We start from the raw sequence: 25,142 nt of genomic DNA on the forward strand, positions 1-25,142 counted from the left end.
GGAGCATTCCATGGGTCGCAGTTTGAAAAAAGGACCTTTCGTGGATGGCTATCTGCTGAAAAAAGTGGAAGAGCAATCCGATTCGAATAAGAAAGCCGTAATCAAAACTTGGTCTCGTCGTTCGACGATCTTCCCTCAATTCGTTGGCCACACTTTCGCCGTGTATGACGGACGTAAGCACGTGCCAGTATACGTAACTGAGGACATGGTCGGACACAAGCTCGGAGAATTCGCGCCAACGCGCACGTTCAAAGGCCACACCGACGACGACAAGAAGACAGGCAAACGATAAGCCTTACAGTTAGTTAACGTAAGGGAGGAGGTACTTCGATGTCTCAACAAGCGAAAGCTGTTGTGAATAACATTCGCATTCCGGCACGTAAAGTTCGTCTGGTCGTAGACCTGATTCGCGGCAAGAAGGTCGGCGAGGCTATTGCAATCCTGCGCCACACGCCGCGTTCGGCATCTCCAGTCGTGGAGAAGCTGTTGAACTCCGCTATCGCCAACGCTGAACATAACTACCAGCTCGACGTGAACAAACTGGTCGTTTCCGAAGTCTTCGTTAACGAAGGTGCTACGATGAAACGATTCCAGCCGCGTTCCCAAGGTCGCGCATTCAGCATCTTTAAGCGTTCCAGCCACATTACGCTGGTCGTATCCGAAAAATAAGGAGGGACAACGTGTGGGTCAAAAAGTAAATCCGGTCGGTCTTCGCATCGGCGTTATCCGCGATTGGGAATCCAAATGGTACGCTGACAAAGATTTCGGCGATCTTCTGATGGAAGACGTTAAAATCCGCGAATTCCTCAAAAATAAACTTAAAGAAGCGGCGGTTTCCAAGATCGAAATCGAACGCGCCGCGAACCGCGTTAACGTAACGATTCATACGGCTAAGCCGGGCATCGTAATCGGTAAAGGCGGCTCTGAAGTAGAAGTGCTTCGCGGACAGCTGACGAAGTTGTCTGGCGGCAAGAAAGTACACATCAACATCTCCGAGATCAAAAATCCGGAAATGGACGCGATTCTCGTTGCTGAGTCCATCGCTCAACAACTTGAACGCCGCGTATCGTTCCGCCGCGCAATGAAACAAGCGATGCAACGCACGCAACGCGCCGGCGCGAAAGGTATCAAAACTTCCGTTAGCGGTCGTCTGGGCGGCGCTGAAATCGCGCGTACAGAAGGCTACAGCGAAGGCACCGTGCCATTGCACACGCTGCGCGCTGACATCGATTACGGTACTGCGGAAGCTCATACGACTTACGGCCGCATCGGCGTAAAAGTATGGATCTATCGTGGCGAAGTCCTTCCGACGAAGAAAAGAGCTGCACAGGAAGGAGGCAACTAATCATGTTGGTACCTAAACGCGTAAAACACCGCAAAGAACACCGCGGTAAAATGAAAGGCCGCGCTAAAGGCGGCGCTGAAGTGCATTTCGGCGAATTCGGTTTGCAAGCCATGGAGCCTTCCTGGGTAACGAACCGTCAGATCGAAGCTGCCCGTATCGCCATGACTCGTTATATCAAGCGCGGCGGTAAAGTATGGATCAAAATTTTCCCTGCTAAGCCAATTACCCAGAAGCCTCTCGAAGTGCGGATGGGTAGCGGTAAAGGTAACGTTGAGAAATGGGTTGCCGTTGTTAAGCCGGGCAAAGTATTGTTTGAGCTTGCAGGCGTATCCGAGGAGATCGCACGTGAAGCTATGCGTCTTGCAGCGCACAAGCTGCCTATCAAGACGAAGTTCGTGAAACGTGCAGAACTGGGTGGTGAAGCAAATGAAGGCCAGTGAGTTTCGTAACCTGACTTCGGCGGAACTCGAGCAGAAGATCGCCGGTTTCAAGGAAGAGCTGTTCAACCTCCGCTTCCAACTGGCTACAGGCCAACTGGACAACCCGCATCGTCTTGGCGACCTGCGGAAAGAAATTGCTCGGGCCAAAACGATTTTGCGCGAGCGCGAACTCGGCATCGGCTAATAACCCGGGAAAAGGAGGATTACCATGAGCGAACGTAGCAACAACCGTAAAGTCCAGATCGGTAAAGTCGTAAGCGACAAGATGGACAAAACGATTGTGGTAGCTGTCGAAACGTACAAGAAGCACAGCCTGTACCACAAGCGGATTAAATACACGAAGAAATTCAAGGCGCACGATGAGAACAATCAAGCTCAAATCGGCGACACAGTAAAGATCATGGAGACCCGCCCATTGTCGAAAGACAAGAACTGGCGCTTGGTCGAAATCGTCGAGAAAGCCGTATTGGTATAATCGACCGATCAGTGACTGAAAGGAGGACTTTGCGATGATTCAACCGTTTACGCGTCTTGCAGTTGCTGACAACTCCGGCGCTAAAGAATTGATGTGCATCCGCGTGCTTGGCGGTACAGGCCGCCGCGTAGGACACATCGGTGATCTGATCGTAGCTTCCGTAAAACAAGCAACACCAGGCGGCGTTGTCAAAAAAGGCGACGTAGTCAAATGCGTTATCGTTCGTACGAAACGCTCGGTGCGCCGTAAAGACGGATCCTATATCGCGTTCGACGAGAACGCTGCAGTAATCGTTAAAGAAGATAAGAGCCCGCGCGGTACTCGTATCTTTGGACCAGTCGCACGCGAGCTTCGCGAGCGCGATTTTATGAAAATCATTTCCCTGGCACCGGAAGTTCTATAACTAACGGTTTCGGAACCGAAGAATCAGGCTAGGAGGTGGACCCATGCCCCGTTTGAAAAAAGTGCTCGAATCGCACAACAATAAACTGCACGTGAAGAAAGACGATAACGTTATCGTCATCACGGGTAAAGATAAAGGCAAGAAAGGCCGCATTATCGCAGCGTATCCGCGCGAGAATCGCGTGCTTGTGGAAGGCGTCAATATGGTTAAGCGCCATACGCGTCCTAACCCGCAAAACCAACAAGGCGGTATCATCGAGCGCGAAGCGCCGATTCACGTGTCCAACGTGATGCATATCGATCCTAAGAGCGGCAAACCGACTCGTATCGGTTACAAAACGCTCGAGAACGGCAAGAAAATCCGGATCGCTAAGAAATCCGGCCAAGAGATCGATTAATCGAAAGTAAGATGGAAAGGAGGTCATTGTGACTCATGGCAGCAAGAATGAAGGAACGTTTTCTTAACGAAATCACTCCTGCTCTGATGCAGAAGTTCAGCTACAAATCGGTCATGCAAGTTCCTAAGATCGAGAAGGTCGTCATCAACATGGGTGTCGGCGAAGCTGTTTCTAACTCCAAAATCATGGACAATGCCGTTGAAGACATGCAGAAGATCGCCGGTCAAAAACCGGTAATCACGCGCTCCAAGAAATCGATCGCAGGTTTCCGCCTTCGCGAGAACGTGGCAATCGGCGCGAAAGTAACGCTGCGCGGCGACCGCATGTACTACTTCCTGGACAAATTGTTCAACATTTCCTTGCCACGCGTACGCGACTTCCGCGGCGTATCGACCAAATCGTTCGACGGACGCGGCAACTACACGCTTGGCTTGAAAGAACAATTGATCTTCCCTGAGATCGAGTACGATCAGATTGATAAAGTTCGCGGGATGGACATTGTCATCGTAACGACGGCGCAATCGGACGAAGAAGCGCGTGAGCTGCTGACCCAATTGGGTATGCCGTTTGCGAAGTGACGCCCACCCGGCCAAATTAGCAAAAGGTACCCATTGGAGGTGTAAAGCAAGTGGCAAAAACGTCGATGAAAATCAAGCAACAGCGTGCGCCGAAGTTTAAGGTCCAAGCTTACACGCGTTGCGAACGTTGCGGTCGCCCGCATTCCGTTTTGCAAAAGTTCAAAATCTGCCGGATCTGTTTCCGTGAGTTGGCATACAAAGGCCAGATTCCTGGCGTCAAAAAAGCGAGCTGGTAATCAGCCTAGTTCGGGAAGGAGGTTTACCCCATGGTTATGTCTGATCCAATTGCAGATATGCTGACGCGCATTCGCAACGCGAATCTGGTGCGTCACGAGTCGGTGGAACTGCCTGCATCCACGGTTAAGAAGCAAATTGCTGAAATCCTTAAGCGTGAAGGCTTTATCCGCGACGCTGAATATGTAGAAGATAACAAACAAGGTTTGATCCGTATTTTCTTGAAATACGGTCCGAACAACGAGCGCGTTATTACGGGCCTCAAGCGTATTAGCAAACCCGGTCTGCGCGTATACACGAAATCGAGTGAAGTACCGCGCGTGCTGGGTGGCCTCGGCATCGCGATCATTTCCACATCCAAAGGCATCGTAACCGACAAGGAAGCCCGTCAAGGGAAAGCCGGCGGCGAAGTGCTTTGCTACGTTTGGTAATTTAACCGTCACAAGATTGGAGGTGTACCCATGTCCCGTATTGGACGCAAACCGATCCAGGTGCCTAACGGCGTGAACGTGAACCTGGAGAACAACGTAATCACGGTTAAAGGTCCGAAAGGAACTTTATCCCGCGAATTGCACAAAGATATGAAGGTTTCCTTCGCGGAGAACGTTATCTCCGTAGAACGTCCTTCCGACAATAAGATTCACCGTTCCCTGCACGGTACGACGCGCAGCGTCGTTGCCAACATGGTAAACGGCGTAACCGAAGGTTACTTCAAGAACCTTGAGCTGGTAGGCGTAGGTTACCGCGCTAACAAGACTGGCGACAAGCTGGTACTTAGCGTTGGCTATTCCCACCCCGTAGAATTCGTCCCCGAGAAGGGCATCGAGTTCGAAGTTCCTGCTCAGAACAAAATCGTCGTTAAAGGCATCGACAAAGAACTCGTCGGCGCAGTTGCAGCGAAGATCCGTGCCGTACGCGAACCTGAGCCATACAAAGGCAAAGGGATCAAGTACGAAAACGAGCGTATCCTTCGTAAAGAAGGTAAAGCCGGTAAGAAGAAATAAGTTGAGCGTTAAGTTGCGGGTGGCTTAGAAGCTGCCCACATGCAACAACAACTTGAAGGGAGCCTTTCGAATGATTACTAAAGGCGATAAGAATAAAGCACGCTTGAAGCGTCACCTTCGCGTACGCAAGAAGATCACAGGTACGAACGAGCGTCCTCGCTTGTCCGTATTCCGTTCTTCCAAGCACATCTATGCACAGCTGATCGACGACGTTAAAGGCGTAACGATCGCTAGCGCATCCACGGTCGATAAAGAGTTTGCAGGTCAAGGAAACGGCGGTAACGTCGAATCCGCTGCTAAAGTAGGCGAGCTTGTCGCTAAGCGCGCGCTTGCTAAAGGTTACGAGAACGTCGTGTTCGATCGCGGCGGCTACTTGTACCATGGACGTATCCAAGCACTGGCTGACGCGGCTCGCGAAGCCGGACTTAAGTTTTAATTCACTTTGAAACAAGGAGGGAAACGACTTGCGTGTAGATCCGAATACGTTGGAACTAACGGAAAAAATGGTTCAAATCAACCGCGTCTCTAAAACCGTAAAAGGCGGACGTCGGATGAGCTTCAGCGCTCTCGTCGTTGTCGGCGACGGCAAAGGCTGGGTTGGCGCCGGTATCGGCAAAGCTTCCGAAGTCCAAGACGCGATCCGTAAAGGCGTCGACGACGCGAAGAAAAAATTGATTCACGTTCCATTGGTCGGCACGACCATTCCGCACACGGTTGAGGGACAATTCGGCGCCGGCAAAGTGTTGCTGAAACCTGCTTCCGAAGGTACGGGAGTTATCGCGGGCGGTCCTGTCCGCGCCGTACTGGAGCTCGCTGGGGTCGGCGATATTTTGACGAAATCGCTTGGTTCTTCCAACTCCATTAACATGATCAATGCGACGTTGGAAGGGCTCTCCCGCCTGAAGCGCGCTGAAGAAGTAGCTAAACTGCGCGGCAAAACCGTAGCAGAGCTATTCCGTTAAGGAGGGGAAACAGATGGCACAGCTTCAAATCACCCTCGTGCGCAGTTTGATCGGCCGTCCCGAGAATCAACGCCAAACGGTTAAGACGCTCGGACTCGCTAAGCTGCATCAGACTGTAGTCAGAGAAGATAACGTGGCAACCCGCGGTCTTATTAACACGGTTAGCCACTTGGTCGAAGTTAAAGAAGTTTAAGATTGAATTAGCATAACTCTCAAGGAGGTGCGACGTACGATGAAATTGCATGAGCTTGCTCCTAATGCTGGCGCAACTTCGACGCGCAAGCGCGTTGGACGCGGTGCCGGTAGCGGTCTCGGCAAAACGTCCGGTCGCGGTCATAAAGGGCAAAACGCTCGCTCCGGCGGTGGCGTTCGTCCTGGATTCGAGGGTGGTCAAAACCCACTTTACCGTCGAGTTCCGAAACGCGGCTTCAACAATGATCGTTTTGCATATGACTTCGCAATTGTTAACCTGAACCAACTGAACCGTTTTGCGGCTGGTACGGAAGTTACCCCAGAATTGCTGCTTTCCGAGGGCATTCTGAAAAACGCGAAAGACGGCATCAAGATTCTGGGCAATGGCGAACTGAACGTAGGGCTGACAGTAAAAGCTCACAAGTTTTCTCAATCCGCGATTGAGAAAATTCAGGCCGCCGGCGGTAAAACCGAGGTGATCTAATGTTTGCGACCGTCACTAACATTTGGAAAGTCATGGACCTTCGCAAGAAGATCCTGTTCACCCTTTTCATCCTGTTGGTCTATCGCATCGGTGCCTTTATTCCGGTCCCGAACATTGACAAGGACGCTCTCATGCAGGCTGGAGAATCGGGCAGCGATTTGTTCGGCCTGCTAAATACGTTCTCCGGCGGTGCTCTGTTCAACTTCTCCATCTTTGCGCTAGGGATCACGCCGTATATTACAGCTTCGATCATCGTTCAGCTGCTTTCTATGGATGTCATTCCGAAGTTCTCTGAATGGCAAAAAGAAGGCGAAAACGGCAAGCGCAAGTTGGCGCAGGTTACACGTTATGGGACGGTCATTCTGGGGCTTATCCAAGCCTTTGCAACGGCCATCGGATTCCACCGCATGTACGGTATGGTTATCGACTCGTCGATCTCGACCTACCTCATGATTGCGATCGTATTGACCGCGGGTACGGCTTTCCTGATGTGGCTAGGCGAGCAAATCAACGAAAAAGGCGTAGGCAACGGAATCTCGATTCTGATCTTCGCCGCAATCGTTGCTGCAATCCCTAAGCACGTTCGCGATATCTACGCGGATCAATTCGCGAATTCGGACCAAGTTTTCCTTAATGTCGTGAAGGTTGCCATTATCCTGATAGTAATCATTCTGATTATTGCAGGGGTTATCTTCATTCAACAAGGCGTACGCAAGATTCCGGTTCAATACGCTAAGAGGGTAGTCGGACAGAAAATGTACGGCGGCCAATCCACGCACATTCCGCTTAAGGTCAATGGCGCTGGCGTAATCCCGGTCATCTTCGCGGTATCGCTTCTGATGTTCCCGATCACGATCGCTCAATTCTGGGCCGATCGCAATTGGGCGCAATGGATCATCAATCACCTGTACTACGACAAGCCGCTCGGCATGTTGCTGTACGTATTGCTGATTATCGGTTTCACGTTCTTCTACACGTTCGTGCAGTTCAACCCGCAGCAGCTTGCGGACAACATGAAGAAGAACGGCGGCTACATTCCGGGCATTCGTCCAGGCAAGCCGACGCAAGGCTACTTGATGCGCGTTATCACTCGCATCACGCTAGCGGGCGCGATCTTCTTGGCATTGATCTCGGTACTGCCGGTATTCTTCGGCGCGCTTGCGGATTTGCCTCGTACCGTCCAACTCGGCGGCACGTCGCTATTGATCGTAATCGGCGTTGCGCTCGAAACGATGAAGCAGATCGAAAGCCAGCTTATCAAACGTCACTACAAAGGGTTTATCAATAAGTAACAGCGAGACGACAGGAGGAACAAGCGATGAACATTTTGTTTATGGGGCCTCCTGGCGCCGGTAAAGGAACGCAGGCAGAGCGGATCGTCGAACAATTCGGCGTTCCGCATATCTCCACCGGTGATGCGTTTCGTTTAGCCATGAAGCAGGGTACGCCGCTTGGATTGAAGGCGAAAGAGTACGTTGACCAAGGCCTTCTTGTTCCCGATGAAGTGACGAACGGCATTGTACGCGATCGTCTCGCCGAGCCCGACTGCGCCGGAGGATTTCTTCTGGACGGGTTCCCGCGGACGATTGCGCAAGCCGAAGCCTTAGATGGTATGCTGAACGATATGGGTCGCAAAATCGATCACGTCATTAACCTGAAGGTCGATCGGAGCTTCTTGCTCGCTCGCCTGACGGGCAGACGGATTTGCAAATCTTGCGGCACGACGTATCATATTGCATTTAATCCGCCTAAGCAGGAAGGCATCTGCGATAAATGCGGAGGAGAGCTGTACCAGCGTTCCGACGATACGGAGGAGAAAGTGGGCACGCGTCTTGACGAGTATACGAGCAAGACGGCTCCTCTTCTGAAGTATTACGGCGACAAAGGATTGCTCCGCGAAGTAGACGGGGAGAAGGACATCGACGCGGTTACGGCCGACATCGGTTCCCTTCTCAGAGGGTAATCGGCCATGATCGTATGCAAGTCTGAGAAAGAACTGATCTTGATGCGCGAAGCCGGGCGGATCGTGGCGGAAACTCATCGTTTGATGAAGCAGGCTATCCAGCCTGGCGTCACTACCGCCGAATTGGACCGGATAGCGGACACGTATATTCGAAGCCAAGGCGCCTTCCCCTCTTTTAAAGGTTACAACGGTTTTCCAGCCAGCATATGCGCTTCCACGAACGAGGAGCTCGTCCATGGGTTTCCCGGACCTCGGAAGCTTGTAGAAGGCGACATCATCAGCATCGATATCGGCGCGCAGTACAAAGGCTACCATGGCGATTCCGCTTGGACCTACGGCGTCGGTCGCATCTCCGATGAAGCGCAACGGCTGCTCGACGTGACCGAAGCATCGCTCTATGCGGGGCTTGAGCTCGTCAAGCCGGATGTTCGACTGTTTACCGTCTCGCACGGCATTCAGAAAGTCATCGAAGAAGCAGGTTTCTCGGTGGTCAGGGAGTATGTAGGACACGGAGTCGGCAAGGACCTCCACGAGGAACCGCAAATTCCGAACTACGGTATTCCGGACCGCGGGCCGCGGCTCAAACCGGGGATGACCCTTGCGATCGAACCGATGGTCGTCGTAGGAGAACGCTACGTGAAGACGCTATCCGATAATTGGACCGTCGTCACGGTCGACGGATCGCTGTGCGCGCATTTCGAGCATACGATTGCCGTAACCGAAGACGGGTACGAAATCCTAACCCGTGCGTAAAGCTAGGTGAATGCAATGACGCTAAACGTGAAGCTCGTACCCGGAGACATCGTGAGAAGCCGGCGTGGAAGAGACGAGGGAGAACTGCTAGTCGTAATCTCCATCGTTGATGAGCGATTCGCGCTCGTGGCTGACGGCGGCAACCGCCGATTCGATCGGCCCAAACGCAAAAACGTGCTGCATCTCGAACCGCTCGGGTTCCATAGCGATGAAGTCGCGAATAGCATTCGCGATACCGGACGCGTTACGAACGCGAAGCTCCGGTTCGCTATCGGACAATTCGAACACGTGACGAATGAAGGACGGACTTCGGAGAACGCTCCGGAGCTCGCACTTGATGCGCATGCTGAAGAGAAAGGAGAATGACGGTGGCCAAAGAGGACGTCATCGAGGTGGAAGGAACGGTCATTGAACCGCTGCCGAATGCGATGTTCAAGGTAGAACTCGAGAACGGACATCAGATTCTGGCGCATGTTTCCGGGAAGCTTCGGATGCATTTCATCCGTATTCTGACGGGAGACAAAGTTGTCATCCAGCTGTCGCCCTATGATCTGACGCGGGGCCGTATCACTTACCGCAAATAAGTTCGTCCGGTCTACCGAAAGCGTGACGGTCAATCCGTGGCGCCAGAGGCTCACACTATTGACCGCACAAATAAGGAGGACATTATCATGAAGGTGAGACCTTCGGTCAAGCCGATTTGCGAAAAATGCAAAGTCATTCGTCGCAAAGGCAACGTGATGGTTATCTGCGAAAATCCGAAACATAAACAAAAACAAGGCTAATCTAGAGGAGGTGCTCATTAATGGCACGTATTGCTGGTGTTGACCTTCCACGCGACAAACGCGTAGAAATCGCCCTCACTTACATCTTCGGAATTGGCAAAGCCACTTCCCAGAAGCTGCTTGCATCTACGGGCGTCAATCCCGACACACGCGTTCGCGATCTGACTGAAGACGAGCTTGCAAAGCTTCGTGAAGCGATCGACAAATCGCAAAAGGTCGAGGGCGACTTGCGTCGCGAAATTGCACTAAACATCAAGCGACTGATCGAGATTGGCTGCTACCGCGGCGTCCGTCATCGCCGCGGCCTCCCGGTTCGCGGTCAACGTTCGAAGACGAACGCGCGTACGCGCAAAGGTCCTCGTCGTACAGTAGCGAACAAGAAGAAGTAATAAGGGGGGTTAATAAACATGGCACAAAAAGGCAAGAAAGTCGTTCGTACCAAGCGTCGTGACCGGAAAAATATCGATTCGGGCGTTGCACATATCCGTTCGACGTTCAACAACACGATCGTGACGATTACGGATCCGCACGGCAATGCGGTATCCTGGGCGAGCTCCGGCAACCTTGGCTTTAAAGGCTCCCGCAAAAGCACGCCGTACGCAGCCCAAATGGCAGCGGAATCTGCAGCGCGCGCTGCGATGGAGCACGGTATGCGTCTCGTAGAAGTCATGGTTAAAGGTCCTGGCGCCGGCCGCGAAGCCGCGATCCGTTCGCTTCAAGCCGCTGGTCTTGAAGTCAGCATGATCAAAGACGTGACTCCGATCCCGCATAACGGATGCCGTCCTCCGAAGCGCCGCCGCGTATAAGCCGCGTTGCTCCTGTGGTATCAAACAAGAACAACTTGAGAATAATGGTTGTAACGGTTAGGCATACTACATGGTTTACCCGATTAACAATTAGCCTCATGCAATGAGCGCTTAATGAATGCATTCAGGGTGAGCAATCGGCAACGTCTGGCGACGTTCGAAGGAGGTTATGGTTGTGATAGTGATCGAGAAACCAAAAATCGATTCGGTGGAAATTCAAGACGATAAGAGATACGGCAAATTCGTCGTTGAGCCGCTTGAGCGCGGCTACGGCATGACGCTGGGTAACTCTCTTCGCCGAATTCTGTTGTCGTCCTTGCCGGGCGCAGCCGTCATATCGGTACAGATCGATGGCGTGCTTCATGAATTTTCCACGATTCCGGGCGTCATGGAAGACGTGACGGAAATTATCCTCAACCTGAAGCGATTGTCCCTCAAGATTCACTCCGACGAGGAGAAAGTGCTTGAGATCGACGCGGAAGGCGATGGCGTAGTCACGGCTGGAGATATCCGGGCGGATAGCGACGTGGAGATCCTTAATCCGGATCTGCATATCGCTACGCTTGCCGCAGGCAGCAGACTTCATATGCGCATCTTCGCTAGACAGGGACGCGGTTACGTTCCGGCGGATCGCAATAAGAAGGAAGACCAGCCGATCGGAGTTATTCCAATCGATTCGATCTACACGCCGATTACGCGCGTGAATTATCAAGTCGAGAATACCCGCGTCGGCCAAGTGACGAACTATGACAAGCTTACGCTCGAAGTATGGACGGACGGAAGCATTCGGCCGGAAGAAGCGGTTAGCTTGGGCGCCAAGATCCTGACGGATCATTTGTCGCTGTTCGTCGGCCTGACGGATGAAGCCAAAGACACGGAAACGATGAAGGAGAAGGAAGAGGACAAGAAAGAGAAAGTGCTCGAGATGACGATCGAAGAGCTCGATCTTTCCGTCCGTTCCTACAACTGCCTCAAACGCGCCGGCATTAACACCGTTCAAGAGCTGATCACGAAAACCGAAGAGGACATGATGAAGGTTCGTAACCTGGGCCGTAAATCCCTCGAGGAAGTACAAGAGAAGCTCGAAGAGCTGGGCCTCGGCCTGCGTTTCGAGGAATAGCATCGTGAATGAGAGATAGCAGCAAGTGATGAGCGATCATCACGTACAAGGGAGGGAAAACAGATGGCTTATCAAAAACTGAGTCGCGATTCCAGCTCGCGGAAAGCTTTGTTCCGTGATTTGGTTACCGACCTGTTCCTGAACGAGCGCATTCAGACGACCGAAGCGAAAGCGAAGGAAGTCCGCTCCATCGCCGAGAAGTTAATTACTCTCGCTAAACGCGGTGACCTGCACGCGCGTCGTCAGGTAGCAGCATTCGTGCGTCGTGAGACCCTTAACGGTGATCAAGACGCCATCCAAAAACTGTTCTCCGATTTGGCGCCGCGCTATGCGGAACGTCCAGGTGGATATACTCGCATTCTGAAGCTTGGGCCTCGCCGCGGTGATTCCGCTCCGATGGTGTATCTCGAGCTTGTAGACCGCGCGTAAGAGCGGAGCAAACAGGATGCATGCCCGAGCAGTCGAATAAGTCGGCCAGCAGGGTGTGCAGTCGGCTAAGTCGACGACCAGGGGAAGGATGGACCGAATCATGCATTCGGATCATCCTTTTTTTGTTGGAGATTGCAGGGAGGAGGCGTGCCGGTGCGTAATATCGGACTGCTCATCAGCTATGACGGAACCGACTATTTCGGCTTTCAAAGCCAGCCTGGAGGCAATACGATTCAGGATAAGCTGGAGGACGCCATATTCGCGTTGTCGGGCGAGAGGGTGAAGCTCATCGGTTCCGGCCGAACGGATGCCGGCGTTCACGCGAGAGGCCAAGTCGCCAACTTTTGTACCGAGTCGAGCATACCTGCCGAACGCTGGGCCATCGCCCTTAACTCGAGACTGCCGGGAGATATCGTCGTACAGTCTGCCTTCGACGTCCCCGATCACTTCCACTCGAGACGCGGCGCCGTTCGCAAGACGTATCGCTACTCGATCAACTGCAATCGGATTCCGGATCTGTTCCGTCGCAGATATGAATTTCATCATCCCGCGCCGCTGAACTTGGAGGCGATGCGCAGCGGGCTCGTGCATCTGCTCGGAGAGAACGATTTCTCTTCGTTCACTTCGCCGTTGTCGACGAAGCCGAGTCACGTCCGAACCGTTCTCGAGGCTAGGATTGAAGTCGAGAAGCCTGCACAGATCGAGTTCGGCGTTCCTAACGCCTATCATTCCGCAGCCTGGGATGGCGCGAAATACCCCGGCAAAGAACGAGGGGTAGCACACCTGTATATTACGGGCAACGGATTCTTATACAATATGGTTCGCATTATCGCAGGAACGCTTATCCAGGTCGGCGAAGGCAAACGCCAACCGGAAGATATCGCGACGATCTTGGCAGCGTGCGATCGGGCCAAAGCCGGACCGACGGCGATGCCGCACGGATTAACGCTGTGGGAAGTCGCGTATGATTCCTGAATAATTATTGCTTGCGCATATCGTCTATATCATGTACAATATATTTTGTGCTTTCTTCACGGCTACCCACGGCCCCAAGTGAAGAATCGACACGCTATTTTGCTGTGTATGAGGCATCGGTTTCTCCCTAGATCGGATAATCGATCATGCGTCAGCGAAATCACGACCAAACAACTAATGAAACGAATTAGACGGAACTGATGGATCACATACAAGCAGGGCTAGTATGGCATAACCCCCAAAGGAGGATCTTACATGCGTACCACTTACATGGCTAAGACGAACCAAGTCGAGCGCAAATGGCTTCTGGTCGACGCGGCCGGCCAAACGCTCGGTCGTCTCGCAAGCGAAGTAGCTGCTCTTATCCGCGGCAAACACAAACCTGAATTTACCCCTCATGTCGACACGGGTGATTTCGTAGTCGTTATCAACGCCGACAAGATCGTATTGACGGGCAAGAAGCTCCAACAGAAGAAATACTACACGCACTCTCACTATCCAGGCGGTCTCAAGACGACGACTGCTCAAGAGATGCTGAACAAGAAGCCTGCCCGCATCATTGAACTTGCGGTATATGGCATGCTTCCGCACAACAAACTCGGCCACCAACTGCAAGGCAAGCTTAAAGTCTACGCAGGCGCCGAGCATCCACATGCAGCACAACAACCTGAAGTTTACGAACTTCGCGGATAATCAATAAAGGAGGACTTACGAATGGCTCAAGCACAATACATTGGAACGGGTCGCCGGAAGCACTCCGTTGCGCGAGTTCGTCTCGTGCCGGGTGAAGGCCGCATCGTTATCAACAAACGCGAAATCAACGACTACTTCGACCTCGAAACGTTGAAGCTGATCGTTAAACAACCGCTTAACCTGACCGATACGGTCACTAAATACGATATCCACATCCTCGCTCATGGCGGCGGTACTTCCGGCCAAGCTGGCGCAATCCGTCACGGTATTTCCCGTGCTTTGCTCAAAGCGGATCCAGAACTTCGCTCTGCCCTTAAGAAAGCAGGATTCCTGACTCGCGACCCACGCATGAAAGAACGTAAGAAATACGGCTTGAAAGCTGCTCGTCGCGCGCCTCAGTTCTCCAAACGTTAATTCGAACAATGCCTTTCTCCATTCGGGGAAAGGCATTTTTGCGTACTTAGGCATATGATGGGTACGTGGCATCCGCATTTTAATTCTAATTGAACTAACGGGCACGAAGTCGTATAATTAATTCATATAAAGTTACTTGGGTTTATAAGGGAGGGCCATGGCTATGAACTTGCTAGAAAAAGAAGCGTTAATCCGAAAGATGGAAGTCGAACTGGAGAATGAGACGCCAGAGGCGATTATACAATGGGCGGTCGAAACGTTCCCGAATATCACGTTCGCGTGCAGCTTCGGAGCGGAAGATGTCGTCCTCGTCGATATGCTGCAGAAGGTAAGCCCGAAAACCGACATTTTCTACCTCGATACCGATTTTCACTTTAAGGAAACGTACGAGACGCGCGATAAGTTGATCGAGAGATACGGCTTGAATTTCGTAGAGATGAAGCCGTTGATTACGCCGGAAGAGCAGGCCGCGCAACACGGCGACGAACTGTGGAAGAGCGATCCGACGTCTTGCTGCAACATTCGCAAGGTCGATCCGCTCACGCGCGTATTGGGCCGCTACGAAGCTTGGATCACCGGTATTCGCCGCGATCAGGCGCCAACCCGCGCCAATGCGAAGAAGATCGAGTACGACGTGAAGTTCGGCCTCGTGAAGTTCAATCCGATCGCATCTTGGACATCCGAAGACGTCTGGAACTATATCCGCGAGAACAATGTACCTTACAACCCGCTGCACGATCAGAACTATCCGAGCATCGGCTGCGAGCACTGCACGCGACCGGTCATGCCAGGGGAAGACCCGCGCGCGGGTCGCTGGTCGGGTAATGAGAAAACAGAGTGCGGTCTGCATAAGTAAGGCTAGAACGGTTTTCGGCCGTCAGAGTGCCTCATGGCGCTTTGACGGCCGAATTGTATTACTGCTTCGATTGTTCAAGGGGATTAACCTATAATAATTCTCTTTGCGACGCTTTCCCGAATAATCAGCTTATTCGGCAGGAACACTTTGGCCGGCAGCTTGTGGCGCTTGCTAAGACGTTCGATTAAGAGCTGAACCGCCCAGTTCCCCATTTCGACGATCGGCATTCCTACGGTCGTCAGCATCGGAGATACATAACCGGACAGCTCGATATTGTCCATGCTAATAATCGATAACTGCTCGGGCACCTTGATTTTGGCCTCCGTGAATCGTCGCAGCGCGGCTATTGCCGCAATGTCGGTCGCGCAGAATACCGCAGTCGGTAGCGGGGAAGCTTTCGCCAGCAGCTCCTCGGCTCCCTGGTAGCCGCCGGGACCGTTCTGCGGACAGTTGCTCACCCAGTGATCCGAGTATTCCAATTCGTATTTGCGAGCGATATCGCAGTAGGCCTCATACCTTACCTCGTTTAACGTCTCGCCGATATATCCGATTCGTTTGTGTCCATTCGCAATCAGGTGCATCATCGCGATTTCGGTAGCTTCATACCCGTCGCAGATGACCTGATCACAGTTGACAGCAATGATATTGCGCCCAACATAAACCAAATTTTTATAATGCTTTTCTAGAAAGCTCATGCTGTCGTTACTGAACCGGCCTAATATGATTGCGCCGTCCGTATGCGAGGATTCGATCTGTTCAAGCAAGGTATCGGCTTCGATATCGAAGAGCGAATAAGAATGACGGACGGCATAACCCAGGTCCATCGCTTGCTGTTCGATGGCACGCGACATCTGCGCAAAGAAAGGATCGTCATCCAATTGTCTGGTGCGCCCCAAGATACACGAGATGGAAGGAGGGGACGACCTGCGGAGCGTACGTCGGCCAAGCTTGAGCTCTCTGGCATTCCGATCCGGTACATAGCCGGTTTCTCTCGCAAACTTCCAAACCCTGTCGCGAACTTCTTTCGTAGCGAAGCTGTTGTCAGGGGAATTCAAAATGCGCGATACCGTTGAGATAGATACGCCCGCCATATTCGCGATCTGCTTTAAAGTCATTAGACTTCCCTCGCGTTCCTGCATGTTTATTGGTTATGATAGCTGGTTTTAACGCAAATGAAAAGCGAGTTTGCGCAAATCGAACGCAAATTTTGCGAAATAATCAAGTAAAACGTTTGCGTAATCAATACTGGTCACCCAAGTCGAAAATACATATACTTAGATGAACATTGTGCTGATTCATATTGGCCATATAGGAGTGATACACTTGTCGCTGACACACTTGGATAAACTTGAGGCAGAGGCGATCTACATTTTCCGGGAGGTTGCCGCTGAATGCGAGCGCCCGGTTATGCTTTATTCGATAGGTAAAGATTCGTCGGTCATGCTTCATCTCGCGCTGAAAGCTTTCTACCCCGAAAAACCGCCATTTCCGCTGCTTCGAATCGATACGGGCTGGAAATTCCGCGAAATGAATGAGTTCTGTAACCGTAAAACGCAGGAGCTTGGCGTGGACCTGATTGTTCACCGCAACGAAGCTGCTATTGCTCAGGGCATTAATCCGTTCGATCACGGTTCGGCCTATACGGACATTATGAAAACGCAGGCGCTCAAAGAGGCCCTGACGAAGTATCAGTTCACCGCCGCTTTCGGAGGCGGACGACGCGACGAGGAAAAGTCCCGCGCCAAGGAGCGTATCTTCTCGTTCCGGAACGAACAGCATACGTGGGATCCTAAAAACCAACGTCCTGAAATGTGGAAGCTATACAATACCCGTATCAATAAGGGTGAAAGCATGCGCGTTTTTCCGATCTCCAACTGGACGGAGAAGGACATTTGGCAATATATCCTGCGCGAGAATATAGAGATTGTTCCGTTGTATTTTGCGGCTGAACGTCCGGTTGTTTATCGCGACGGCAATATTATTATGGTGGACGATAGCCGCATGCGGCTGCTGCCGGGAGAAACTCCCGAGATGAAAAAGGTGCGGTTCCGTACGTTAGGTTGTTACCCTCTCACAGGCGGGGTCGAGTCGGAAGCCGATACGCTGGATGAGGTCATCGCAGAGACGCTGTCGGCAACGACTTCCGAACGCACAAGCCGCGTCATTGACAAGGAAGCTGCGGGCAGCATGGAGCGGCGCAAACGGGAGGGGTATTTCTAATGAGTCAACCAGAGAGCGGTCTTCTTAAATTTATAACATGCGGCAGCGTGGACGACGGCAAGTCAACGCTTATCGGTCATATCCTATACGATTCCAAAATGCTGTACGCCGATCAAGAACAGGCTCTTATGCTGGACAGTCAGGTTGGCAGCCGAAACGGAGCGATCGACTATTCGCTGCTGCTTGACGGACTGATGGCAGAGCGTGAACAAGGGATAACGATTGACGTTGCCTACCGCTACTTCAATACCGACAGACGAAGCTTTATCGTTGCCGATACGCCGGGACATGAAGAATATACCCGCAATATGGCCGTCGGCGCAGCCTTTGCCGATTTAGCCATTATATTGATCGACGCCAAACAGGGAGTTCTGGTCCAAACCCGTCGCCACGCCCGTATATGCGCGTTGATGGGAATTAAGCATTTCATATTCGCGGTGAACAAAATCGATCTTGTGGGCTACGATCAAACGCGGTTCCTGAACATTGCGGAGGATATTCAGCAGCTTCGCGACGAGCTTCGTTTGGAAGATACGGTGATCATTCCCGTCTCGGCTACCGAGGGCGATAACGTGACGAAACGTTCTAGCCATATGGAATGGTATAACGGTCCGACATTGCTGGAGCATCTAGAGACGGTGGATATTTCCACAGATACCACCGAAGTCGGCTTCTACATGCCGGTTCAGCGGGTGAGCCGTCCGGATCACAGCTTCCGCGGCTTCCAAGGACAGATCGAGGCAGGCAATGTTAAAGTCGGCGATACGCTGACGATTCTGCCAAGCGGCGAAACGGCGATCGTGAAGTCCGTTCACATCGGAGAGAAGAAGGTGGACAACGCTGTCGCCGGGCAGCCTGTCACGATTCAGTTGGATCGCGAAGTCGACGTTTCGCGCGGTTGCGTGCTGTCCAAGGATGCAAGCTTGCAAACATCAACCACCCTCACGACAACGCTCTTGTGGATGGATGAACAACAGCTCGTTCCGAGCAAGGAATACTGGATTAAGCTAGGCACGAAGATGCTGCCCGCCGTAGTGACGGATTTGCACCATAAGGTAGACGTCAATAACGGCAGCTTGCTTCCGACTGCTACAGCGGTCAAGAACGAGCTGGTCAGCTGCGATATCGTCGTCTCCGAACCGCTCGTTGTCGATGAATTCGCGCTGCATAGAACGATGGGCGCGCTTATTCTGATCGACCGTGTCACGCATGCCACGGCGGCATGCGGCGTAGTCGTATCCGTAGGCAACGAGAATCAGGACGGAGTCTTCTTACAAGACGGCGATGCCAAGCTGCAAGTCAATCTGTTCGACAGCTTCTGGTATGAGCCCGATGTGAATATGGTACTGCGGCACAAACATCCGTCTGCAACGTACAACAAAGGAGACGCGCTTCCTCTGCAAAGCGATCAATGCGCATACCCTTCCGATTTCGATCTGCAGTCGGATGCGGGCTTCGCTAATATCCGCGGCGGCCTATTTACAGGCTTCGGCCCTCGCGACCCGCAAGTGCCTTTGCTTGATCCGAACGGATTGGAAGCAGGGTACGGCATAGCCGGAAACTTTGGGAAATACCGTAATATTCTCGTGCGAAATAAAGCATAAGCCATTCATCACTCATAAATATCCGCCTTGTCCCATAAGATGTAGGGAGTTTTCCCGGGACGAGGTGGATTTTTTGTGTATAGAGAACAAAGCTCGAAGCTGTGGGACAGATTAACGCGCAAGCGGCTGGTCGTCTGGATGACGCGCCGCGGATGGATTCGGATCGGAATCGTCGCTTTGCTCGTCGCGGTGACCGGAACGGCATTCTTAAGCGAGATGCCGACATCGCGCACGTGGAGCCATTGGTCTACCCCGCTGGCGGGAAAAGTAATCGCGCTGGACGCCGGCCATGGCGGAATCGATGGCGGAGCAGTCTCCAAAAGCGGGGAGATCGAGAAGGATCTCAATCTCGCGATCGTTCTGTACTTGAGGGATTATTTGCAGCAGGCGGGCGCGCTCGCGATTCTTACGCGCGAAGGAGACTACGATCTGGCAAAACCGGAGACGAAGGAGATCGCCCGCAGGAAGACGCAGGATCTGATGCGGCGAGTCGAGCAACTGAGCGGCGATAAGAAAATCGATTTAACGATCAGCATTCATATGAACGCGATGCCGTCTCCGCGATGGTCGGGCGCACAAACCTTCTTTTACCCGTCCAATCCGGATAACGAGAGGCTTGCGGATGTCATTCAGACGGAAATTCGCGAATCGCTCGGGAATACGAATCGAATCGCCAAGAAGGCGGACACGGTCTATCTGTTGAAGCAGCTTACGATGCCGACCGCGCTCGTGGAAGTCGGGTTTCTGTCCAACCCGGAGGAAGCGAATCTGCTGGCCGACGAACAGTATCAACGCAAAGTAGCGACCGCGATCTATCGGGGAATTCTCCGTTACGCTTCAGGTGAAAAGGGCAAGCCTGTGCTATAATACGTTATATGCTTACCATACGGGGGTCGAGTCGATGGTCACCAAAGATCAGGTTAATCAGGCACTGCATTATATTATCGAGCCGACGTTGAAACGAAGCATCGTCGATCTCGGACTTGTCCGGGACGTCGTTATTCGCGACAATTCGGTTTCGCTTACCTTGGTGCTGCATCCGGAGAGCAACGTCGAGCATTATACGGCTCCACTGAACAAGGAACTGCAGGAGGCGCTGGCTAGAATCGGAATCGCCCAGCCGCACATTCGCGTCCGTACGATGACGGAGAAAGAGCTGGGAGACGTCCAGGGCAAACAGGAGGCGCAAGCTCCCGATAACGCCCAGAAGGCGTCGCAGCAACCGATCAAAGGGCATGGAGCGGGGCTGGAGAAGCTGTCGCTCACGCACCCGGACAGCGGCGTCGAATTCATTGCGATCGCCAGCGGCAAAGGCGGCGTAGGCAAATCTACGGTTACGGTCAACTTGGCGGTCGCGCTCTCGAGGCTCGGGAAGCGAGTAGGGGTCATCGACAGCGATATTTACGGCTTTAGCATCCCGGACATGATGGGGATCGACGTGCGGCCGGAGCAAGTCGGAGATAAAATCAAGCCGGTCGAACGCTTCGGAGTCAAAGTGATGTCCATGGGATTTTTCGTGGAAGATAATAGCCCGGTCGTATGGCGCGGGCCGATGCTAGGCAAGATGCTCCGCAACTTCTTCTCGGAAGTGGAGTGGGGCGAGCTTGATTATTTGCTGCTCGACTTACCGCCGGGCACCGGCGACATCGCGCTCGACGTTCACCAGATGCTTCCGCAAAGCAAGGAAATCATCGTAACGACGCCTCATGCGACGGCCGCATTCGTCGCGGCGCGCGCAGGCTCGATGGCTATTCGCACGAACCACGAAATTATCGGGGTCGTCGAGAATATGTCTTGGTACCAGCATCCTTCGCTTACCGAACGCGATTATATATTCGGCAGAGGAGGCGGCGGCAAGCTGGCGGAGACGCTGCATACGGACCTGCTCGCCCAATTCCCGCTCGGAGCGCCTGACAATCATCCGCTTGAGCCGGACTACTCGCCATCGGTATACAAGGCCGATACGGAGATGGGCAAAGCCTATTTGGAACTCGCTCACGCAGTGATCGCTAAGTGCGGGCAATAATTCCAGTCATGAACAAAGCCTCGAGAGACCCGGATCTTTCCGGATTTCCCGAGGCTTTGCCGTTTATTGTCCGCCGCCGTCACCGCCGTCACCGCCGCCTGCGCCGTCACCGCCTTCACCACCGCTTTCCGAGCCTTTGTCCCCGCCTTCTTCGGATTTCTTTTTCTCCGTGTCGGGAGTCAGTTCATCCTTCACCACCGATTGCAAGAGCTTCATGATTTCAAGCTTGAACAGCGGATTTTGCATCGATTCGGTAACCGCCGAGTTAACGAGCTTGCGCACGTCCGAAGATTTCATGGAATCGGTTATGATTTTCTGCATCTCGGGCGCTTTGAACATTTCGGTCAGTTCTTGTTGATATCCGGGATCTTTCAGCAAATCTTTATGAATTTGTTTATTATCTTTGCTGACTGCTTTAGCGAATTCGCCGGCGAATTTCGGATCCTTCATGAGTTTCTCGAGAACGGTCGTATAGCCGGGAGACGTTAGCACGTCTTTGACCGCGATCCGGACTTGCTCTTGGTCTTGGGGCGTCATGCTTTTCATTTGCAGCGTGCTTTCCCCGTATTGGGCGGTCGATGCTTTTTCGAGCGCCTTCTGAGCCTCTTCCGACCCGAGAATATCGATGACCATCGATTTGACCTCTTTATAACTGACTTGGCTGCCGCTGTTGCCGCTCGATTCTGGGCCGCATGCGGCAAGAGCCGTCACCATTCCGAACACTACGCAAAGGCGGAGCAACCGTGTTTGCATTCAAGCCAATACTCCCTTCCTTAGGGTTATGGACGTAGTATGCGACGCGGAAAGGGCGAATATAAGGGGGGTTCATGGCTTTTTCGCTGGATCATGGTAAAATGAAGGTTGACCAAATCGAGGGTGAGTTCGTTCAAGCCCGACGAAGATTGTATTCATCGAGGGTGAGTTCGTTCGAGCCCGACGAAGATTGTATTCATCGAGGAGGAAAACGGCTTTGAACATACGCAAATGGATGACCTTATTCGGTACGACGATTCTGATCGGCGCGTTGATGGCAGCCCTCGCTGGCATTGCGCTTATGGCCACCGATCAAGAATTTCAGGTAAAGGGCACGGAGAATTGGTTCGTTAATATCGGTCTGATGGCGCTGGGCGGACTTACATTCGGCGCATTTTCTCATATGGGCTTTTTCGCTTATTTGATGTTGAACTACATTGCTCGGAGCATATTCAAACGTCCTTTTACTTGGTTGATGACGCAAGGCATAATTGCGGCGTTCGTCGTCTTCGAGATCGGTTATTGGACGTACGACACGAATTTCCCGGCATACACGTTCTGGGCCGTTCCTCTGATCTTGCTCGCCGCATCTTTGCTGGTCGCATGGAGAAAAACGCATGAAACATCGTCCGGCGCTTGGGTTCCAACGGTGTTTTTCCTCGTTGCGATTACGACGTTGGAATCGGTCCCGGCATTCCGGACGGGCAACATGCCTTCGCTTATTTTCCAGATGGTTCCGTTATTCGTGTGCAATTCGTATCAAATCATGAGACTGCATCGCATTCTGGACCGTACGCCGCAATCGGCGGCACAGGCCTCCAGCGCGAGTTAATCCAGCATAGCCAGCTCGTTCCAGGCCGAACGGTCCTCGACCGTTTTGCCCTTCGTGTCGGTCTGGTCGACCAGCTCGGAGACGGTCGCGAATTCGTAGCCTTTGGCCCTTAATTGATCGATAATCGTCGGAAGGGCTTCGTGCGTCTGTTTGCAGGAGTCGCTCGCGTGCATCAGAATGATGTCTCCGGGATGCGCCTTGGTTACGACTCGCTGAACGATCGTGTTCACGCCCGGGTTCTTCCAGTCGAGGGAGTCGGTATCCCATTGGATGACTTTATAATTGAGGGACTCGGCGATGCGGAGCACGCGCTTGTCGAAATCGCCGTTCGGCATGCGGATCAGGTTCGGGCTTTTGCCCGTCATCTCTCTGAGAATACCGTCCGCGACCGAGATCTGTTTATGGATTTCCGTATCGCTATATTGGCTGTAGTTATCGTGCTTATGTCCGTGGCTGCCGATTTCATAACCTGCGTCGACGATTTTCTTCACGATGTCCGGGTGCGTCTTGCTCCATGGGGATGAAAGGAAGAACGTGACGTTCTTGACCCCTTTGTTTTTCAGAATTTCGAGAATGGGCTCCGCTCGTTTGTCGCCCCAACTGATGTCGAACGTAAGGGCAACGATTTTGCGGTCCGTCGGCACGCTATAGATGGCGGCAGGCGGATGGGGAGCGAACACGCTCAGGTTATCTTTCTCTACCCATATAACGGCGATGGACAGCAATGCGGACAAAGCGAGGAACAGAATCCTTTTGATGCGCCGTCCATTAAATACGAAAAAGTAGTTCATGGGGAATGACCGGCTCCTTTCCGGAATAGAATGATGACCGCCCGGCTATTAGGCTTGGCCAGGCTCGTATACTACAATGTATGCTTGTTCGACCTAGTTATTCATGGGATAGGGAGGAAGCGGGATGTTTACGCGTCAGGGCTTGCTGCTAACGTGGAAGGAATCGCGGAGGTACTTCGTCTTCGCTTGCTTATTGTTTTTCGCCAGCGCATTCGTCGGCGGAGCGACGGATACGCAGGTGGATTGGATGAACGGGCAATTGGAGCAATTCGATGAAATCAGGCAGGAGATCGAGGGCTCGGATACGCCGGAGCGGACGATGTTCTTCATTCTCATCGGGAAAAACCTTCTCGCGTGCGTAATGGCGATGGGATTCGGCATCATGGGCGCCATTATGCCGATCGTCGTGCTCGTTACGAACGGTTTGTTGTTGGGTTATGTGCTCAAATTAAGTTCTTGGAACGATCAGAACGTCTGGCTTGCGGTCGTTAAGGGGATTCTTCCTCACGGCGTCTTCGAGCTCAGCGCGGTGTTCTTGGCATGCGCATTCGGCATCCGATTCGGACTGACGTTCCTTCGCGGAGTCAGCCGCTCCCTAACCGGCAAGGATGAGCCTTGGAGGCCGTTCGCAAGGACGGCGATCGGGGCCATCCCGGGATTGATCGCGATCGTCGTCTTGCTGTTGATCGCGGCACTCGTCGAGAGCACGGTAACGTACTGGCTGGCGACTTAGCGATATAAAGTTGTTTTAGGCGCGAATACACCGACATAAAGGCGGGCAAAAAAGAGCATAACAGTAAAACGATGCCGGAAGCGGGTCCTTATCGTCGTCGATACTGATGCTTCGGTACATGCCGCTTTTATACAGGAGGATTCGCGCCTTATGCTTGGAATGATGTTCACGGATAAAGAATGTAAAGAGCTCGACTATCTGCTGCGCAAGGAAATGGACGAAATGCTGCTCGACATGAGCGATCGCCGGTTGGACGGTCCCGTTAAGGAGGCCATCTCCAAGCGATATAAGATCATCTTCCGTATGTATGCGCGCATTGCGCCTCCTAGAGAGCTGTCTAGATACGCGACGGGGTTAAGGCAGCAAAGATAAATGAAAAAAGGTTTGCTAAAAGGCTTGACCTGCTACATTGATCTGTGTTAAATTATCTTTCGCCCCACTTAAAGCGGGCTAACGCACGGCGATAACATACGAAAGAATGAAAGAAGGTAGAAATTACCTCTTGCAATCGAGTAGGCCGCCGTGATATATTATAAAGGTCGCCGCTGACGCGGTGGCCACGAAAATGCAATAAAGCTTGTTCTTTGAAAACTGAACATCGAGCGTAATTTACGGTAATAAAACGTTCACTTCGGTGAACAAACCAGCAATACAGATTGAGCCGAAAGGCTCTTCGATAAAGGTTCAACTTTTATGGAGAGTTTGATCCTGGCTCAGGACGAACGCTGGCGGCGTGCCTAATACATGCAAGTCGAGCGGAGTTATTCCTTCGGGGATAGCTTAGCGGCGGACGGGTGAGTAACACGTAGGCAACCTGCCCACAAGACCGGGATAACATTCGGAAACGAATGCTAAGACCGGATACGCAAGCCTGG

General features: G+C 52.5%; 40 protein-coding genes. 37 read left to right on the top strand and 3 right to left on the bottom strand.

Annotation, left to right across the window (positions count from 1 at the left end):
* Positions 1–10 precede the first annotated feature (10 nt).
* From rpsS to COHPA_RS0117100, 30 genes are all read left to right on the top strand, one after another.
* The gene (rpsS, locus tag COHPA_RS0116950) at positions 11–292 is read left to right on the top strand and encodes a 30S ribosomal protein S19 (RefSeq protein WP_027087355.1); all 282 of its coding nucleotides are present in this window, start codon (positions 11–13) and stop codon (positions 290–292) included.
* Positions 293–330: 38 nt separating this feature from the next.
* Positions 331–669: a 50S ribosomal protein L22 gene (rplV, locus tag COHPA_RS0116955; protein ID WP_027087356.1), complete on the top strand. Its 339-nt coding sequence runs from the start codon at positions 331–333 to the stop codon at positions 667–669.
* Positions 670–682: 13 nt separating this feature from the next.
* Positions 683–1,345, top strand: a complete 663-nt coding sequence (gene rpsC, locus COHPA_RS0116960; RefSeq protein ID WP_027087357.1) for a 30S ribosomal protein S3 — start codon at positions 683–685, stop codon at positions 1,343–1,345.
* A 2-nt stretch (positions 1,346–1,347) separates the two neighbouring features.
* Entirely contained in the window at positions 1,348–1,785 is a 438-nt protein-coding gene (gene rplP, locus COHPA_RS0116965) for a 50S ribosomal protein L16 (protein WP_027087358.1), read from the top strand.
* Positions 1,772–1,969, top strand: a complete 198-nt coding sequence (gene rpmC / locus COHPA_RS0116970; RefSeq protein ID WP_027087359.1) for a 50S ribosomal protein L29 — start codon at positions 1,772–1,774, stop codon at positions 1,967–1,969. Before rplP ends, rpmC begins: the two co-directional genes overlap by 14 nt.
* Before the next feature lie 24 nt (positions 1,970–1,993).
* Positions 1,994–2,260 carry a 30S ribosomal protein S17 gene (gene rpsQ / locus COHPA_RS0116975; protein WP_027087360.1) on the top strand — a complete coding sequence of 89 codons (267 nt, stop codon included), beginning with the start codon at positions 1,994–1,996 and terminating at the stop codon, positions 2,258–2,260.
* A gap of 34 nt (positions 2,261–2,294) precedes the next feature.
* Positions 2,295–2,663, top strand: a complete 369-nt coding sequence (rplN, locus tag COHPA_RS0116980; RefSeq protein ID WP_027087361.1) for a 50S ribosomal protein L14 — start codon at positions 2,295–2,297, stop codon at positions 2,661–2,663.
* Positions 2,664–2,706: 43 nt separating this feature from the next.
* On the top strand, positions 2,707–3,060 hold the full coding sequence (rplX, locus tag COHPA_RS0116985; protein WP_027087362.1) for a 50S ribosomal protein L24: 354 nt from the start codon (positions 2,707–2,709) through the stop codon (positions 3,058–3,060).
* Between the two features lie 35 nt (positions 3,061–3,095).
* Entirely contained in the window at positions 3,096–3,638 is a 543-nt protein-coding gene (gene rplE, locus COHPA_RS0116990) for a 50S ribosomal protein L5 (protein ID WP_027087363.1), read from the top strand.
* Between the two features lie 50 nt (positions 3,639–3,688).
* Entirely contained in the window at positions 3,689–3,874 is a 186-nt protein-coding gene (locus COHPA_RS0116995; protein WP_027087364.1) for a type Z 30S ribosomal protein S14, read from the top strand.
* Positions 3,875–3,904: 30 nt separating this feature from the next.
* Positions 3,905–4,303 carry a 30S ribosomal protein S8 gene (gene rpsH / locus COHPA_RS0117000; RefSeq protein WP_027087365.1) on the top strand — a complete coding sequence of 133 codons (399 nt, stop codon included), beginning with the start codon at positions 3,905–3,907 and terminating at the stop codon, positions 4,301–4,303.
* A 30-nt stretch (positions 4,304–4,333) separates the two neighbouring features.
* Positions 4,334–4,876: a 50S ribosomal protein L6 gene (gene rplF, locus COHPA_RS0117005; protein WP_027087366.1), complete on the top strand. Its 543-nt coding sequence runs from the start codon at positions 4,334–4,336 to the stop codon at positions 4,874–4,876.
* Between the two features lie 70 nt (positions 4,877–4,946).
* Entirely contained in the window at positions 4,947–5,312 is a 366-nt protein-coding gene (gene rplR, locus COHPA_RS0117010; protein WP_027087367.1) for a 50S ribosomal protein L18, read from the top strand.
* A gap of 28 nt (positions 5,313–5,340) precedes the next feature.
* The gene (rpsE, locus tag COHPA_RS0117015; protein WP_027087368.1) at positions 5,341–5,838 is read left to right on the top strand and encodes a 30S ribosomal protein S5; all 498 of its coding nucleotides are present in this window, start codon (positions 5,341–5,343) and stop codon (positions 5,836–5,838) included.
* A 13-nt stretch (positions 5,839–5,851) separates the two neighbouring features.
* Positions 5,852–6,031: a 50S ribosomal protein L30 gene (gene rpmD / locus COHPA_RS0117020; protein ID WP_027087369.1), complete on the top strand. Its 180-nt coding sequence runs from the start codon at positions 5,852–5,854 to the stop codon at positions 6,029–6,031.
* A gap of 39 nt (positions 6,032–6,070) precedes the next feature.
* On the top strand, positions 6,071–6,514 hold the full coding sequence (gene rplO, locus COHPA_RS23690; RefSeq protein WP_035119594.1) for a 50S ribosomal protein L15: 444 nt from the start codon (positions 6,071–6,073) through the stop codon (positions 6,512–6,514).
* Positions 6,514–7,806, top strand: coding sequence for a preprotein translocase subunit SecY (gene secY, locus COHPA_RS0117035; RefSeq protein ID WP_027087372.1), 1,293 nt, complete (start codon positions 6,514–6,516; stop codon positions 7,804–7,806). The genes rplO and secY overlap by 1 nt, the downstream gene beginning before the upstream one ends.
* Before the next feature lie 26 nt (positions 7,807–7,832).
* On the top strand, positions 7,833–8,477 hold the full coding sequence (locus COHPA_RS0117040) for an adenylate kinase (RefSeq protein WP_027087373.1): 645 nt from the start codon (positions 7,833–7,835) through the stop codon (positions 8,475–8,477).
* A 6-nt stretch (positions 8,478–8,483) separates the two neighbouring features.
* Positions 8,484–9,230 (top strand): type I methionyl aminopeptidase, encoded by a 747-nt coding sequence (gene map / locus COHPA_RS0117045; protein WP_027087374.1) that lies wholly within the window; start codon positions 8,484–8,486, stop codon positions 9,228–9,230.
* Positions 9,231–9,245: 15 nt separating this feature from the next.
* Positions 9,246–9,596 carry a KOW domain-containing RNA-binding protein gene (locus tag COHPA_RS0117050; protein ID WP_027087375.1) on the top strand — a complete coding sequence of 117 codons (351 nt, stop codon included), beginning with the start codon at positions 9,246–9,248 and terminating at the stop codon, positions 9,594–9,596.
* Between the two features lie 2 nt (positions 9,597–9,598).
* Complete coding sequence (gene infA, locus COHPA_RS0117055) at positions 9,599–9,814, top strand: translation initiation factor IF-1 (protein ID WP_035121186.1); 216 nt, start codon at positions 9,599–9,601, stop codon at positions 9,812–9,814.
* A gap of 87 nt (positions 9,815–9,901) precedes the next feature.
* Positions 9,902–10,015, top strand: coding sequence for a 50S ribosomal protein L36 (gene rpmJ, locus COHPA_RS0117060; RefSeq protein WP_003333770.1), 114 nt, complete (start codon positions 9,902–9,904; stop codon positions 10,013–10,015).
* 20 nt (positions 10,016–10,035) lie between these two features.
* Complete coding sequence (gene rpsM / locus COHPA_RS0117065) at positions 10,036–10,404, top strand: 30S ribosomal protein S13 (protein WP_027087377.1); 369 nt, start codon at positions 10,036–10,038, stop codon at positions 10,402–10,404.
* Between the two features lie 18 nt (positions 10,405–10,422).
* Positions 10,423–10,821 carry a 30S ribosomal protein S11 gene (gene rpsK, locus COHPA_RS0117070; protein ID WP_027087378.1) on the top strand — a complete coding sequence of 133 codons (399 nt, stop codon included), beginning with the start codon at positions 10,423–10,425 and terminating at the stop codon, positions 10,819–10,821.
* A 175-nt stretch (positions 10,822–10,996) separates the two neighbouring features.
* The gene (locus tag COHPA_RS0117075; RefSeq protein ID WP_027087379.1) at positions 10,997–11,941 is read left to right on the top strand and encodes a DNA-directed RNA polymerase subunit alpha; all 945 of its coding nucleotides are present in this window, start codon (positions 10,997–10,999) and stop codon (positions 11,939–11,941) included.
* 63 nt (positions 11,942–12,004) lie between these two features.
* Positions 12,005–12,370: a 50S ribosomal protein L17 gene (gene rplQ, locus COHPA_RS0117080; protein WP_027087380.1), complete on the top strand. Its 366-nt coding sequence runs from the start codon at positions 12,005–12,007 to the stop codon at positions 12,368–12,370.
* 153 nt (positions 12,371–12,523) lie between these two features.
* Positions 12,524–13,345 carry a tRNA pseudouridine(38-40) synthase TruA gene (truA, locus tag COHPA_RS0117085; protein ID WP_027087381.1) on the top strand — a complete coding sequence of 274 codons (822 nt, stop codon included), beginning with the start codon at positions 12,524–12,526 and terminating at the stop codon, positions 13,343–13,345.
* Positions 13,346–13,600: 255 nt separating this feature from the next.
* Complete coding sequence (rplM, locus tag COHPA_RS0117090; RefSeq protein ID WP_027087382.1) at positions 13,601–14,038, top strand: 50S ribosomal protein L13; 438 nt, start codon at positions 13,601–13,603, stop codon at positions 14,036–14,038.
* A gap of 21 nt (positions 14,039–14,059) precedes the next feature.
* Positions 14,060–14,452 (top strand): 30S ribosomal protein S9, encoded by a 393-nt coding sequence (rpsI, locus tag COHPA_RS0117095; RefSeq protein ID WP_027087383.1) that lies wholly within the window; start codon positions 14,060–14,062, stop codon positions 14,450–14,452.
* 163 nt (positions 14,453–14,615) lie between these two features.
* On the top strand, positions 14,616–15,308 hold the full coding sequence (locus tag COHPA_RS0117100; RefSeq protein ID WP_027087384.1) for a phosphoadenylyl-sulfate reductase: 693 nt from the start codon (positions 14,616–14,618) through the stop codon (positions 15,306–15,308).
* Between the two features lie 83 nt (positions 15,309–15,391).
* Here the strand turns inward: COHPA_RS0117100 and COHPA_RS0117105 are convergent, their stop codons facing one another.
* Entirely contained in the window at positions 15,392–16,423 is a 1,032-nt protein-coding gene (locus tag COHPA_RS0117105; protein ID WP_027087385.1) for a LacI family DNA-binding transcriptional regulator, read from the bottom strand.
* A gap of 208 nt (positions 16,424–16,631) precedes the next feature.
* Between COHPA_RS0117105 and cysD the strand changes: the two genes are divergently transcribed.
* The 4 genes from cysD (at position 16,632) to COHPA_RS0117125 (ending at position 21,158) form a co-directional block, all read left to right on the top strand.
* Complete coding sequence (gene cysD / locus COHPA_RS0117110) at positions 16,632–17,528, top strand: sulfate adenylyltransferase subunit CysD (RefSeq protein WP_027087386.1); 897 nt, start codon at positions 16,632–16,634, stop codon at positions 17,526–17,528.
* Positions 17,528–19,132, top strand: coding sequence for a sulfate adenylyltransferase subunit 1 (locus tag COHPA_RS23695; protein ID WP_027087387.1), 1,605 nt, complete (start codon positions 17,528–17,530; stop codon positions 19,130–19,132). Before cysD ends, COHPA_RS23695 begins: the two co-directional genes overlap by 1 nt.
* Before the next feature lie 138 nt (positions 19,133–19,270).
* Positions 19,271–19,999, top strand: coding sequence for an N-acetylmuramoyl-L-alanine amidase CwlD (cwlD, locus tag COHPA_RS0117120; RefSeq protein ID WP_035121191.1), 729 nt, complete (start codon positions 19,271–19,273; stop codon positions 19,997–19,999).
* 34 nt (positions 20,000–20,033) lie between these two features.
* Positions 20,034–21,158, top strand: a complete 1,125-nt coding sequence (locus COHPA_RS0117125) for a P-loop NTPase (protein ID WP_027087389.1) — start codon at positions 20,034–20,036, stop codon at positions 21,156–21,158.
* 63 nt (positions 21,159–21,221) lie between these two features.
* Here COHPA_RS0117125 and gerD read toward each other — a convergent pair whose 3' ends face one another.
* Positions 21,222–21,911, bottom strand: coding sequence for a spore germination lipoprotein GerD (gerD, locus tag COHPA_RS0117130; RefSeq protein ID WP_027087390.1), 690 nt, complete (start codon positions 21,909–21,911; stop codon positions 21,222–21,224).
* Positions 21,912–22,128: 217 nt separating this feature from the next.
* On the opposite strand from gerD, the gene COHPA_RS0117135 reads away from it, so the two are divergent.
* On the top strand, positions 22,129–22,743 hold the full coding sequence (locus COHPA_RS0117135) for a KinB-signaling pathway activation protein (RefSeq protein WP_027087391.1): 615 nt from the start codon (positions 22,129–22,131) through the stop codon (positions 22,741–22,743).
* Here the strand turns inward: COHPA_RS0117135 and pdaB are convergent.
* Positions 22,740–23,534, bottom strand: a complete 795-nt coding sequence (pdaB, locus tag COHPA_RS0117140) for a polysaccharide deacetylase family sporulation protein PdaB (protein WP_027087392.1) — start codon at positions 23,532–23,534, stop codon at positions 22,740–22,742. The genes COHPA_RS0117135 and pdaB overlap by 4 nt on opposite strands.
* Before the next feature lie 124 nt (positions 23,535–23,658).
* On the opposite strand from pdaB, the gene COHPA_RS0117145 reads away from it, so the two are divergent.
* Complete coding sequence (locus COHPA_RS0117145; RefSeq protein WP_027087393.1) at positions 23,659–24,267, top strand: stage II sporulation protein M; 609 nt, start codon at positions 23,659–23,661, stop codon at positions 24,265–24,267.
* Between the two features lie 150 nt (positions 24,268–24,417).
* Positions 24,418–24,639 carry a hypothetical protein gene (locus tag COHPA_RS0117150; protein WP_027087394.1) on the top strand — a complete coding sequence of 74 codons (222 nt, stop codon included), beginning with the start codon at positions 24,418–24,420 and terminating at the stop codon, positions 24,637–24,639.
* Positions 24,640–25,142 lie beyond the last annotated feature (503 nt).

This window comes from Cohnella panacarvi Gsoil 349 (genome assembly GCF_000515335.1).
Lineage (GTDB): Bacteria > Bacillota > Bacilli > Paenibacillales > Paenibacillaceae > Cohnella > Cohnella panacarvi.